We start from the raw sequence: 12,323 nt of genomic DNA, 5'->3' as shown, positions 1-12,323 counted from the left end.
CCGCGATGGTCGCCTCATTGTGCACCGGCACAAGGCCAACCGCGGGCTACAGATACACCACGCTAGCGGACGCAACCAAGCAATCAGCCTGCGCGACAAAGTTGCTAAGCATTACGGTCAGGCCGTGGACTACCGAGATAGCTTTACCACCCCGATTCGTTCACTAGAAAGCGAGCTAGACGACCTGAACGACCAGCGCCGCAGTACGCACAGGCTGACACAGCCCATGGACTTCCTCGACTCACTAGGCATTAGCACAACGGTAGATGATGCGATGGAAGCTCGTATCCACCAGCAAGCTGCCGCCGATAGCGACTACGACCAGGACAACTGGATTAATGAAACCCCAGAAAGCGAGGGGTCAGAGCTTTAAAGAAAAGCTCTGACCCCTCGTCATAAGGATGAACACTATTATTTTGATAAATTAGGTGTTTCTACTTTTTGGTGGCCCCCAGAGATTGTCGCGTTCTCGAAAGACTTTCGCTTTTCTTTTGATCCAGATTACAGTCAGCAGTCCAGAGACCGAAGCTCCGCCGAGCCAAGGAATTGCGTCGTCGAAATTTAGCGTGTGCCCCCGTCCCAGAGAAAAAAAGAAAGCGAAGATAGTGGTAACAATAACAAAGAAAAGAATGCTGGCGACGATTAGGCGAACCAGATACTTATTCCTGGAAACCATTACTGTTGAAAAGCGCACAATCCTGCGGAAGCAACCAAAGCAGCTGCGATTACAGCTGGACCACCGATGGCTTTTCCAGCCCCGTTTACGAATGCAGGACCAAGGGCTCGTGCGATGGTGGAAGCAGTTAGTTTCCAATTGTAGGCCTTAATACCGGTTACAATGGCCTCCCATGTACCACTAGTGAAAGCTGTCGCTGGAATCCCTAGCGCACTCCACACTAAGCACTTTGCGTATGAATTTGCATCGTAAGTTTGTGCCATACCTGGAGCTTCTGAATCAGTTTGGGGACGCCCAGGATTGGGGCTATTGAATGCTTGAGCTACTGCATGAAAATCGCTCAGGCTATCTGCATATCCATCTCTTATTACGGCTTGTTCATTGACAGTGAAGACACCATTTTTTTGAGGTATATATTCCGTAAACAACACTTCTAGGTCTTCGCCCAGCTGTTCTTCCTGTGCAGAGGCAGTTTCTGAAGTTTCTTTGGTAGAAGTGGAATCAGCGAAATCTATTTCAGCTGCTGTAGCGTACGTGTTGCCACCAATCAGACTAAGCGCTACGCAAGCTACCATAGTGCGTTTTACGCAGGTTCTTTTCAGCCATGAGTAGGAAGTATGCATTTCGAATCTCCTATGGGCAGTGCTTGAGCATAGAGTGTTGAATATTGAGCCAGCGACTTTCGTCTTGCTCGCCTTCAATATATGCAGTAGAGGTGTACTACTTCCAGAGTCTTCACAAAAGGTACTTTCGTACACACCCATATGGGGTGGGGAGGCTTCAACGTTCGTAGCAAAACAGCACCTCAGGGCCCATAAATTCTTTCAGAAAAATTTTTACGCTTTGTCCTTTTTGGGACGACCTAGAGGGGCGCTCAATCCAGATTCGTGCCGTATTTTCTTTATCCGTGAATGCGACACTCCACATTCTTTAGCAAGGTGGGGTGGCCTAAGAATTCGGTCCAGTTGGTTTAAGCGTTGACCGTGTTTTCATGTTTCCATTGTTCCGCATACTTCCGCGGCTGAGGTAGCCCAGGGAGGAATGCGGGTGGAAGTCATTGTACCGCTGCGACCACTGTCCCACGAGCATCCGTGCGTGTTCGAGATTCTCGATGCTGTTGTCTTCTAAGAGTTCGTCACGCATTCGGTTGTGGAAAGACTCGACATACCCGTTATGCCAGGGCTGTCCTGGCGGGATAAACGCCTGAATCGTTTCATCCTCCCCAGCCCATTCGTTGAGCGCATGAGCGATGAACTCGGGGGCGTTATCCATCCGGATCACCCGCGGGCGCCCGCCTTGGTCACAACAAGCGAGGTCGAGCAGCTCGATCACCGAGTCCGCGTCGATCTTCTTGTCGACCGTGAAGGCGACGTGCTCGCGAGTGTATTCATCGTTGATGTTGCAGATCTTGATCGTCTTGCCGTGCCATGTTGAATCGAACTGGAAATCCAGCGCCCACACGTCGTTCGGGTACTGGCCGGCAGGAACCTCGCGCTGGCCGTGACCATCGACGCGTGTGCGCTTCTGCCTGGGTAGGACGCGCAGGCCTTCTTCGCGCCAAATCCTCCGGAAGGTTTCCCGGCATATCCCATACCCCTCGGTGAGGGCGGTCCTCCAGGCGCGCCGGTGTTCCCACCGGCGGTGATCACGCGGGAACTCGTGCATCCACGCCCTTAGGTCCGCGTACTTATCCGGCGTGCCCTGACGGATCCTAGTGCGCCGATAAGTACTACGAGAGAGTCCAACGATCTGGCAGGCACGCCTTTGGCAGTAGCCCAGCCCATCGAGATGCCAGACGGCATCATGACGGCGAGCTGGGCTTAGAAGTTTGCCTCCGATAATTCTTTCCATGCCGCCTTTTCCAGCTCTGCCTGCCCAAGGAGACGTTTGAGGCGCGTGTTTCCTCGCGCAATTGCTGGAGCTCTTTAGCTTCGCTCTTGGCCATCGCCCCATAGGTTGCCTGCCACCTGTTCAGCGTGGCTTCGTTGATCCCCAGCGCGGTGAGGATTTGAGCCGTGGTCGATCCTGATTCTCTGAGTTCTCGAGCCTTATCCAGCTTGCGAACAATCTGTTTGGGAGTGTGTTTACTGAACTTCTTCACCATTCATCCATTCTCCCCACCCACAGGCAGGGCATCAATGGACAACACTCAAGTCACCTGGACCTAAAAACCTAGGGCACTCCAGTCAGGATGACCAGAAGTTGGCCTGAGTGCTTGCTTCCCCCTAGTCGGAGGTGGCTAACGCAACATCTAAAGCCCCGAATTCTCCCGAAGCAAACACTAAAATTGGGGAAAACATTTCACTACTTTGCGCCTACCGTGATGCAGGAAAAGGAGTCAACCATGGCCTGTTCGTGGGATAAGTGCCAACGCGATCTGAACAAGCGCTGGTCGCAGCTTTCTTCAGCCGAGCAAAAGGGCGTTATCGGCGCCCTCATCCTGGACGGCGTCCTCAAGGCGACTGCGTGGCACTACCTCTACCACCTGCCCAGCCGCAAAATCCGTGGACCGAAGTGGCTCTGGGCCATCATCACCGCCGTCATCGGCACCTTCGGTGCCGCCGGCTTCCTCCTCGGCGGCATCCGACGTCGTTAGAACGAAGCGCACTTAGTGGCAGCCCTGGTTTCGGCCCGGCTGCCACTTTTCTTTGTTCGCGGAGCGGTCCTCTCTATCCCCGCGCAGGTCGTGGCGCTTCGTGCTTTTCCTACTAGAAACCCCGCGGTCCCCGATCGCCTGTGGACTGGCCGGGTTGGGCGGGGTGGTCTGCCTGATTGGGGTGGGCGCCTATAAAGCGGCTGACCCCAGGGACCAGGCGGACCAGGGGAATGGCTCCTAGTTGCGGAAGCCGTGAACCGGGGCGGGGATGAAGCCGCCACGGTTGATGAACTGGGAGTTGCCCACGGTGTTGACCGGGATGACGGGGGCGTAGCCCAGCAGACCGCCGAAGTTGACCTCGTCGCCGATCTGGGCGCCGGGGACGGGGATGACGCGCACCGCGGTGGTCTTATGGTTCATCATTCCGATGGCCGCCTCGTCGGCGATCATGCCGGCGATGGTGGTGGCAGAGGTATCGCCCGGCAGGGCGATCATGTCGAAGCCCACGGAGCAGATGGAGGTCATCGCCTCCAGCTTGTCCATGGAGATGGCCCCGGACTTGACCGCGTCGATCATGCCCTTGTCCTCGGAGACCGGGATGAAGGAACCCGACAGGCCTCCGACACGGGAGCAGGCCATCATGCCGCCCTTCTTGACGGCATCGTTAAGCAGCGCCAAGGCAGCGGTGGTGCCGTGGGTGCCGGCCTGGTCCAGACCCATGTGCTCAAGGATGTGGGCGACGGAGTCGCCCAGCTCGGCGGTAGGCGCCAGGGACAAGTCCACGATGCCGAAGGGGACGCCGAGGCGCTCCGCGGCGAGGTTGCCCACCAGCTGGCCGGCGCGGGTGATCTTGAACGCGGCCTTCTTGACCTCTTCGGCGACCTCGTTGAGGGTCGCGCCTTCCAGCGAACCCAGGGCACGGTCGACCACGCCGGGGCCGGAAACGCCCACGGAGACCACGCAGTCGGGCTCCTCGATGCCGTGGAAAGCACCCGCCATGAATGGGTTATCGCCTACGGAGTTGGCGAAGACCACCAGCTTGGCGCAAGCGATGGCGGAGTTGTCGCGGGTCAGTTCCGCGGACTCCTTGATGACCTCACCCATGCGTTTGGCGGCGTTCATGTTAATACCGGCTCGGGAGGAGGCGATGTTGACCGAGGAGCAGACGAGCTCGGTGGTGGACAGGGCCTCCGGGATGGAGTCGATGAGCTTTTTCTCCGCGGAGGTGGCGCCCTTTTCCACGAGGGCGGAATAGCCGCCCACGAAGTTGACGCCGACTTCCTTGGCGGCGCGGTCGAGGGCCTCGGCGACCTCGACGGGATTGCCGTCGACGCCGGCGACCACGAGGGAGACTGGGGTGACGGAGATACGCTTGTTGACAATCGGGATGCCCAGCTCGGTCTCGATACCGCGGGCGACCTCGACCAGGCGCTCGGCGCGCTGGGTGACTAGGTCGTAGACCGCCTCGGCGGTGGCGGACATCGTGGGGCGGGTGCAGCCGAGCAAGGAGATGCCCATCGTGACCGTCCGGATGTCAAGGCGGTACTTGTCGATCATCTCGATGGTCTCGAGGACCCGGTGAGTGTTGAACGTGTTAACCATGAATCCAGACTCTCCTTAGACCTCGTTCATGGTGGTGAACAGTTCTTCGGACTGGATGCGAACGGACTGCTTCTTCGCCTTCGCGACTGGGTCCATCTTCGACTGGATTTCGGCAATGGAGGTGGCAGAATCATCGAATTCGACCCGCAGGATCATCGTGAAAAAGCCCGACATCAACGTCTGGGAGATGTCAACAATATTCACATCGAGCTCGGCAAGCTGGGTCGACACGGAGGCAACAATACCGGTGGAATCCACACCGGTCACGGTCATAATCGCAAACATGCCCCTATTGTATCTGTCACTCCACAGGTGGCGGGGCAATGGGCACAATCGGCAAGGTAATTCGCCTCACTTTGGTACGGTGGGGCCTATGACGATCAGCCACAAACCCCAGGTCCTCATCATCGGCGGACACGGCAAGGTCGCCCAGCTCGCCGCTCCGAAGCTGCGCGAGGCCGGCGCCGACGTCACCTCGCTCATCCGCAACTCGGAGCAGCAGGCCGACATCGAAAAGCTGGGGGCGACGCCGTATCTGGCGGACGTCACCCAACTGACCGTGGAGGACTGGGCCCAGCTGGAGACCCAGTTCGACGCGGTGGTCTGGTCCGCCGGTAACGGCGGCCGCGGCGGCCAGCAGGTGACCATCGACGTCGACCAGGACGCCGCGCTGGCCAGCATCCACGGTCTGGAGCAGCTGCGCGACTGGGGTGCGAAGGTCCCGCGCTACGTCATGGTCTCCTACAAGGGAGCGACGCACGCCCAATTTGATCCGGACCACGACCTCTACACCTACTCACTGGCCAAGAAGGTCGTGGACGACTACCTGAACTCCACCGACCTGGACTACGTCATCCTGGGTCCGGCAGTGCTTACCGACGAACCGGCCGCTGGCATCGAGCTCGTCGCCGATCAGCCTGCCACCTCCACCGATGAGCACACCTCCCGCGAACTGGTGGCCGCGGTCATCGCGGAAGTCGTCACTCGCGAGCAGACCCCGCACAGCCCGGTCTCCTTCGTCGACGGCGAAGGCGCACTCAGCGAGATCGCCTAGAACGGGAGAAAGCCCGTCGGCTCCACAGATCCTGTCGGACCGACAGACTTCGTACACCGTGGAGATTTCCTAAAGCATTGGAGAATTTGGAGACTTTGCGGGCCGTGCAGACTCGGGAGACTGTAGACGGGGAGCACAAACCCGAGGTGGGGTGGGAGACGGGATGGTGGACGAGCGAGTGATCACAACGGCGGGGCAGGGGCTGCGCAGGGTCCTGCTGGACTGCTACCCCGGCATCGATGATGCCGTGGCGATCCTGTACCTGGCCGGGCGGCACCTCGCCGGAGAAATCGAGCTGGTCGGGATTAGCACCACGGGCGGCAACGCCAGCGCCGAGCAGACGGCGCTCAACGCCCGTTGGCTGTTGGACGCGTGCGGGATGCCCGAGGTTCCCGTGGGCGTGGGGGAGGCCGGCCCCGCCGACCGAGAGCTGGTCACCACCCCGGAGACCCACGGGCCCAGCGGCCTGGGGCACTTCGACGCGCGGCTATCCGACGGGGGCGCGCCGCGGCTCCCGTGGCGAGAGCTGTGGCAGGCCTGGCCACCGGCACGTTGTCGTCCGTGATCTGGAGATTTACCAACCCGGCCGCCTTGCCATTTGCGGCGGTGTCGGCGGCCACGGGTTGGATGGCCGGGGGCCATCCAGCGCGGCGCCCTCCAGAGCATCTGGCGGATCGTGGTCAGCGGCGTCATCATCGGCATCATCAGCGGCATGCTCGCCGCTCCGGTGGCGGCCTTCGTCTACGGCGGCACGGCCGGGCTGGGCACCGGGGCCCTGGTCTCGGTCTTCCGCGAGTTCGGCAATTCCCTCTTGGTCTCGGTGACCATGCAGTCGATGGTCTCCGACCCGCTCGACAAGATCGTCGTCCTTTTTTCGTCGCCCTGACGGTCAAAGCGCTGCCGCAACGAGTCCTCAAGCGGCAGCCACGCCCGGACGCCGAGACGCAGTCCTAGCCGCCGGGGAGACGTTCCAGAGTGGGCATGGGTACGGACGCGGTCCCGACCGCGGGTATGAGTGGCGGCGAGGGCGCGGCGGCCGGGGTTCTACGCGGCAGGCTGCACCCGGCTACCCCAGCCACCGGCGCCGCGGTGGCGTGGTTGCTGGTCATCACGCTGAACCACCCGGTGGTCTCCGCGGTGGTTCTGCAGCTCGCGCTTGTCGCGGTGGTGCTGGCCGCGGTTGCGTGTCACCGTGCCGGAGGTGGCGAAGGCTATCCAGGCCTCCCAGGCCGGCCACAAGGTGGCTTATATCGTGGGCGCTTCGCTACAGCTGCTGCCCCGGGGCACGCGGGTCGTCGGCGTGGTGCGGGACGCCAACCTCCTGGAAGGCCGCAGATCCGGGTGGCGGAACCTGGCGGTCCGGTATATCGGCCCGGTGGTCTCCCTGCTTTTGTACCAAGCCACCGCGCAAGCCAAGGCGCTGGCCGCCGTGGGCTTCGAGCAGCCCGGCCCGCGCACGGTGCTCCGCTCGGTGCCGGACAGCCGCGAGAGACGGGCCTTCCGCTGGGTAGTCGCGTGCATGGGCCTGGCCGTCGTGGGGTGGTCGCTATGGATTTAGCCCAGGTAGTCGCCCACGTTCGGGAGTCCTCCGCGCCGCTTGTGCAGGTGGTGGTGCCCGCTACCCACCAGGCCGAGGACGTCGCCGAGACGGTCTCCGCCGCGCTGGAGACCCGGGCGGTGTTAGGAGCGGACCCGCAGGTGCATATCTCCGGTCTGCGCTCCACGGTCATTGAGGAACTGGCCATCCCGCTGGAGCACGCCGGCTGGACGCGGGAGCGAATGGAGCGCCGCTGCACGCAAGCACTCGCGCAGGTGGGGCTTAGCGATCACGCGGAGCGCCATCCGCTGCGCCTATCCGGCGGCCAGACCCGCCGCTGGGCCATCGCCGCGCTGACCATCGTCTCCCCGGCAGCAGTCGTGCTGACCCAACCGCTGGCGGGACTGGACCGGGCGTCGCGGGCCGGCATCGTCGAGCTCCTCCACGCCATGGGAGGCAGCCGGGTGGTGACGGTTAGCCACGCCGCGGAAGAAGACCTGGGCGGCGAGGCTCTCAGCATCGACCCGGCGGCAGATGCGCCCGACCTGGCAGCTGCGGTGCAGGTCCTCGAGCTGCCAGCGGTTGGAATAGCCGAGCACGGGGAGCCACAGACGCAGGCAGAGCAGGTGCCAAGACCAGGTCCGGCGTCGTCTCCGGACGGAGAAAGCTTGGTGGTGCGGGACCTAGTTGTGCGGCGCGGGGCGGGCCGGCGGCGCTGGTGGCAATTCCGGCGGGCCAGCGGCTCGGGTTTCCGGGTCGGACCGGTGGACTTCGACCTCGTGCCCGGCCAGGTCCTGTGGGTGCGCGGGGATAACGGTAGCGGGAAGACCACGCTGGTGCGGGCGCTGGCCGGCCTGGACGGGTACGCGCCGGTGTGCGACTCGGTCGCGGCCTGCCTGCAGTCGCCTTTCGACCAGGTGGCAGCCCCGACCGTGGGGGTGATGCTGGGACCCGCAGGCGCACCCGCTCGACCTGCCGGTTTCTCAGCTGCGGGTGGTCCAAGTCCTCCTCGCGGCCCGGTGAGTAGTACGCGTGGCTATCTTTAACGAGCCCGATACCTACCTCGCGCCCGAGTACCGAAAGCTGGTCAGCGGGCTTATCACGCGGGCGGCCGCCAATGGTTCGGCGGTGGTGCTGACCTGTCATAACGAAAAATTCGTGCACGACCTGCCTGCGGGGCTGGCCGTACACGAACTGTGGCTCGGGTGGGCTGGGGGGGGGGGGGAGAGCTCAGCTAGTCGACGCCGTCTTTACGGATGGAGTGCTCGACGATATCGAGGACTCTGCTGAGCCGTTGGATATCACCCATGGCCAGGCGGTTGATGAAACCATCCATGAAGGTCTCCAGGTAAATGACGAGGGTCTCGACGGGGACGTCGTCGCGCAGCCGGCCCTTCTCCGCATTGGAGTAGAGGCGCTGGCGCACCGCGTCATCCAGGATGGACTGGTGATCCTTCCAGCGGGCCCGGAAGGAGGCATCCGTGCGCAGCAGCGAGATGATCTCCAAGCGGGTGGCCAGCCAGTCGTAACGCTCCGGCTGGTTGAGCATGTTCCGCATGACCTCAACCAAACCTTCGCGGGCGACGACCTCCGCCTGGCGGGCGGCATCCTCGCGGGCCAGGGCCAAAAACAGCGACTCCTTATCACCGAAGTGGTGGAAGATAGCGCCGCGGGACTTGCCGGTCGCTTCCTCCAGCAGGCGCACGGTGGCGCCTTCGTAACCATGCTCAGCGAAGCAACGCCGAGCGCCTATCAAGATGTCGTGGCGGCGCCGATTGAGTTCGCTATCGCTGACGATGGGCATGTTGTGACCTCTTGCTCTGTGGGGTGGACGTGGACAGGAAAATGCACGCGTGAAGCGCTAACACCGGCTACCGGTGGACAAGGAGAGGGGACGGCAAAGGGGGCCGCGAGGCTCCCGCGGGCTTATCGCGGAAGTGCAGCCCCCTTTGACTCCAAGGTGCGGCTAGTGGCCTAGCCGTCTTAGGACTTGACCATCTGGCGCAGCACGAACTGCAGGATGCCGCCGTGGCGGTAGTAGTCAGCCTCACCAGGGGTGTCGATGCGCACGTCGGTGTCGAACTCGACGGTGGAGCCGTCCTCCTTGGTGGCGGTGACGTGAACTTCCTTCGGGTGACCATCGTTGTTGAACTCGCTCAGACCAACGATGTCGAAGGTCTCGGTGCCGTCCAGGCCGAGGGACTCGTGGGAGTCGCCGTCCTTGAACTGCAGCGGAGCCACGCCCATACCGATGAGGTTGGAGCGGTGGATGCGCTCGTAGGACTCGGTGATAACAGCCTTGACGCCCAGCAGGTTGGTGCCCTTAGCAGCCCAGTCACGCGAGGAACCGGTGCCGTACTCCTTGCCGGCCAGCACGACCAGCGGGGTGCCCTGCTCCTTGTAGTTCTGAGCGGCGTCGTAGATGAACGCCTGCGGGCCACCCGACTGGGTGAAGTCGCGGGTGTAGCCGCCGGTGACGTCCACCAGCTGGTTAGCCAAGCGGATGTTGGCGAAGGTACCGCGGACCATGACCTCGTGGTTACCACGACGGGAGCCCAGGGAGTTGTAGTCCTTGCGGGCCACACCGTGCTCGTCCAGGTACTGCGCGGCCGGGGTGCCCGGCTTGATGGCAGAAGCGGGAGAGATGTGGTCGGTGGTGACCGAGTCGCCCAGCTTCACCAGGACGCGAGCGCCCTTGATGTCCTCGACGTCGGCCGGCTCGAGCTCCATGCCTTCGAAGTACGGTGCCTTGCGGACGTAGGTGGAGTTCTCGTCCCATTCGAAGGTCTCGCCTTCCGGGACGTCCAGGTTGCGCCATGCGTCGTCGCCCTTGAAGACGTCGGCGTAGTCGGCCTCGTACATCTCGCGGGAGATAGCGGACTGGATCGTCTCCTCAATCTCCTCGGTGGACGGCCAGATGTCCTTCAGGAAGACGTCGTTGCCGTCCTGGTCCTGGCCCAGGGCCTGGTTCTCGAAGTCGAAGTCCATGGTGCCGGCGATAGCGTAGGCGATGACCATGATCGGGGACGCCAGGTAGTTCATCTTGACGTCCGGGGAAATGCGGCCCTCGAAGTTACGGTTACCGGACAGGACTGCGGTGGCAGCCAGGTCATGCTCGTTGATGGCGTCGGAGATCTCGTCCGGCAGCGGGCCGGAGTTGCCGATGCAGGTGGTGCAGCCGAAGCCGGAGAGGTAGAAGCCCAGAGCCTCAAGGTCCTTCCACAGGTCGGCGCGCTGGAAGTAGCCGTCGACAACCTGGGAGCCCGGGGCGCAAATGGTCTTGACCCACGGCTTGGAGTGCAGGCCCTTCTTGGCCGCGTTACGGGCAATCAGGCCGGCACCGACCATGACGGACGGGTTCGAGGTGTTGGTGCAGGAGGTGATGGAGGCGATAGCCACCATGCCGTGGTCCAGGGTGTACTCGCCACCGTTCGGGGAGTTGACCACGACCGGGCGGGACTGACGTCCGGAGGAGCCCTTGGCGGCGGACTCGTTGTTGCCGGCGCGGGACTGGTTCAGGCCTCCGGTGACGTCGACGTCGTCTTCCGGAGCGCCGCCCTCGTCGGTCATGCGCTTGGCCTCTACGGTGGTCTCGTCGACGATGACCTCGTCGGTGGTGTAGTTGCCCAGATCCTTACGGAACTGCTCCTTGGCCTCGGACAGCAGGATGCGGTCCTGCGGGCGCTTCGGGCCGGCGATGGACGGAACCACGGTGCCCAGGTCGAGCTCGAGGTACTCGGAGTACTCGGCCTCCGGAGCGTCCTGCTCCAGCCACATGCCCTGCGCCTTGGCGTACTCGCGGACGCGATCGATCTGCTCTTCCGGGCGGCCGGTGAGCTCGAGGTACTTGATGGTCTCTTCGTCGATCGGGAAGATGGCCGCGGTGGAGCCGAACTCCGGGGACATGTTGCCGATGGTGGCGCGGTTGGCCAGCGGGACGGACTTGACGCCGTTGCCGTAGAACTCGACGAACTTGCCGACAACGCCCTGCTGACGCAGCATCTCGGTGATGGTCAGAACGACGTCGGTAGCGGTCACGCCGACCGGGATCTCACCGGTCAGCTTGAAGCCGACGACCTTCGGGATGAGCATGGAGACCGGCTGGCCCAGCATGGCAGCCTCGGCCTCGATGCCGCCGACGCCCCAGCCCAGGATGCCCAGGCCGTTTTCCATGGTGGTGTGGGAGTCGGTACCGATACAGGTGTCCGGGTAGGCCAGGCCCTCGTTGTCGAAGACGACGCGGGACAGGTACTCGATGTTGACCTGGTGGACGATACCGGTTCCCGGGGGCACCACGCGGAAGTTGGAGAAGTTCTCGGAGCCCCAGCGGAGGAACTGGTAGCGCTCCTCGTTGCGCTGGTACTCGATCTCGACGTTCTTCTCGAGAGCGTCGGAGGAACCGAAGGCTTCGGTAATAACGGAGTGGTCGATGACCATCTCGGCCGGGTTCAGCGGGTTGACCTGATCCGGGGTGCCGCCCAGAGCGGACACGGCCTCACGCATGGTGGCCAAGTCGACCACGCAGGGGACGCCGGTGAAGTCCTGCATCAGAACGCGGGCCGGGGTGAACTGGATCTCGGTGTCCGGCTCAGCCTTCGGGTCCCAGTTAGCCAGGGCATCGATGTGCTCCTTGGTCACGTTCTTGCCGTCTTCGTGGCGCAGCAGGTTCTCGCCGAGGACCTTCAACGAGTAGGGCAGCTTGGACATGCCCTCGACAGCGTTGATGTCAAAGTAATCGTAGGACTTGCCGTTGACGCCAAGAGTCTTCTTGGCGCCGAAAGAGTTCAAGCTTTCAGTCACAGGGAGCTCCATTCCTTGTTTGAGAACTAAGATGTTCGCCATCGTCGCTCAGGTATTA

General features: G+C 62.4%; 14 protein-coding genes and 1 pseudogene. 7 read left to right on the top strand and 8 right to left on the bottom strand.

Features of this window, described 5'->3' with window-relative positions:
• Nucleotides 1–373: hypothetical protein (locus tag QQS52_RS08810; RefSeq protein ID WP_472773507.1), on the top strand; the 373-nt coding region annotated here is incomplete at its 5' end.
• A 302-nt stretch (nucleotides 374–675) separates the two neighbouring features.
• Here the strand turns inward: QQS52_RS08810 and QQS52_RS08805 are convergent.
• The 3 genes from QQS52_RS08805 to QQS52_RS08795 all read right to left on the bottom strand — a co-directional run bounded on the left by QQS52_RS08805 (nucleotide 676) and on the right by QQS52_RS08795 (nucleotide 2,780).
• Nucleotides 676–1,299 (bottom strand): hypothetical protein, encoded by a 624-nt coding sequence (locus tag QQS52_RS08805; protein WP_472773506.1) that lies wholly within the window; start codon nucleotides 1,297–1,299, stop codon nucleotides 676–678.
• A 325-nt stretch (nucleotides 1,300–1,624) separates the two neighbouring features.
• A complete protein-coding gene (locus tag QQS52_RS08800; protein WP_472773505.1) occupies nucleotides 1,625–2,527 on the bottom strand; it encodes an IS3 family transposase in 903 nt (300 codons plus the stop codon).
• Entirely contained in the window at nucleotides 2,478–2,780 is a 303-nt protein-coding gene (locus QQS52_RS08795; RefSeq protein WP_472773504.1) for a transposase, read from the bottom strand. Before QQS52_RS08795 ends, QQS52_RS08800 begins: the two co-directional genes overlap by 50 nt.
• A gap of 240 nt (nucleotides 2,781–3,020) precedes the next feature.
• Between QQS52_RS08795 and QQS52_RS08790 the strand changes: the two genes are divergently transcribed.
• On the top strand, nucleotides 3,021–3,272 hold the full coding sequence (locus QQS52_RS08790) for a hypothetical protein (protein WP_472773503.1): 252 nt from the start codon (nucleotides 3,021–3,023) through the stop codon (nucleotides 3,270–3,272).
• 237 nt (nucleotides 3,273–3,509) lie between these two features.
• On the opposite strand, the gene QQS52_RS08785 is transcribed toward QQS52_RS08790, so the two are convergent.
• Complete coding sequence (locus QQS52_RS08785) at nucleotides 3,510–4,874, bottom strand: DUF711 family protein (protein WP_472773502.1); 1,365 nt, start codon at nucleotides 4,872–4,874, stop codon at nucleotides 3,510–3,512.
• 15 nt (nucleotides 4,875–4,889) lie between these two features.
• On the bottom strand, nucleotides 4,890–5,159 hold the full coding sequence (locus tag QQS52_RS08780) for an ACT domain-containing protein (RefSeq protein ID WP_472773501.1): 270 nt from the start codon (nucleotides 5,157–5,159) through the stop codon (nucleotides 4,890–4,892).
• Nucleotides 5,160–5,247: 88 nt separating this feature from the next.
• Here QQS52_RS08780 and QQS52_RS08775 point away from each other — a divergent pair, with 88 nt between their 5' ends.
• The 3 genes and pseudogenes from QQS52_RS08775 to QQS52_RS08765 form a co-directional block, all read left to right on the top strand.
• Nucleotides 5,248–5,928: an NAD(P)H-binding protein gene (locus QQS52_RS08775; protein WP_472773500.1), complete on the top strand. Its 681-nt coding sequence runs from the start codon at nucleotides 5,248–5,250 to the stop codon at nucleotides 5,926–5,928.
• A gap of 163 nt (nucleotides 5,929–6,091) precedes the next feature.
• Nucleotides 6,092–6,493, top strand: a complete 402-nt coding sequence (locus QQS52_RS08770; protein WP_472773499.1) for a nucleoside hydrolase — start codon at nucleotides 6,092–6,094, stop codon at nucleotides 6,491–6,493.
• Nucleotides 6,439–6,882 (top strand): annotated as a pseudogene (locus QQS52_RS08765) (ECF transporter S component); the annotation flags it as partial. The gene QQS52_RS08770 and the pseudogene QQS52_RS08765, both read left to right, overlap by 55 nt.
• Before the next feature lie 90 nt (nucleotides 6,883–6,972).
• Here the strand turns inward: QQS52_RS08765 and QQS52_RS08760 are convergent.
• Complete coding sequence (locus tag QQS52_RS08760) at nucleotides 6,973–7,119, bottom strand: hypothetical protein (protein WP_472773498.1); 147 nt, start codon at nucleotides 7,117–7,119, stop codon at nucleotides 6,973–6,975.
• A 10-nt stretch (nucleotides 7,120–7,129) separates the two neighbouring features.
• Here QQS52_RS08760 and QQS52_RS08755 point away from each other — a divergent pair, with 10 nt between their 5' ends.
• Together QQS52_RS08755 and QQS52_RS08750 are read left to right on the top strand one after the other, a co-directional pair.
• The gene (locus QQS52_RS08755; RefSeq protein WP_472773497.1) at nucleotides 7,130–7,486 is read left to right on the top strand and encodes a hypothetical protein; all 357 of its coding nucleotides are present in this window, start codon (nucleotides 7,130–7,132) and stop codon (nucleotides 7,484–7,486) included.
• Nucleotides 7,477–8,511 (top strand): ATP-binding cassette domain-containing protein, encoded by a 1,035-nt coding sequence (locus QQS52_RS08750; protein ID WP_472773496.1) that lies wholly within the window; start codon nucleotides 7,477–7,479, stop codon nucleotides 8,509–8,511. The genes QQS52_RS08755 and QQS52_RS08750 overlap by 10 nt, the downstream gene beginning before the upstream one ends.
• A gap of 188 nt (nucleotides 8,512–8,699) precedes the next feature.
• On the opposite strand, the gene QQS52_RS08745 is transcribed toward QQS52_RS08750, so the two are convergent.
• A complete protein-coding gene (locus QQS52_RS08745) occupies nucleotides 8,700–9,269 on the bottom strand; it encodes a TetR/AcrR family transcriptional regulator (protein WP_472773495.1) in 570 nt (189 codons plus the stop codon).
• Nucleotides 9,270–9,448: 179 nt separating this feature from the next.
• Entirely contained in the window at nucleotides 9,449–12,265 is a 2,817-nt protein-coding gene (gene can, locus QQS52_RS08740) for an aconitate hydratase (RefSeq protein ID WP_472773494.1), read from the bottom strand.
• Nucleotides 12,266–12,323 lie beyond the last annotated feature (58 nt).

The organism is Corynebacterium sp. 1103A, from assembly GCF_055700955.1.
The sequence above is the reverse complement of the archived record's forward strand: the minus strand, read 5'-3'. Positions and strand labels throughout refer to the sequence as shown.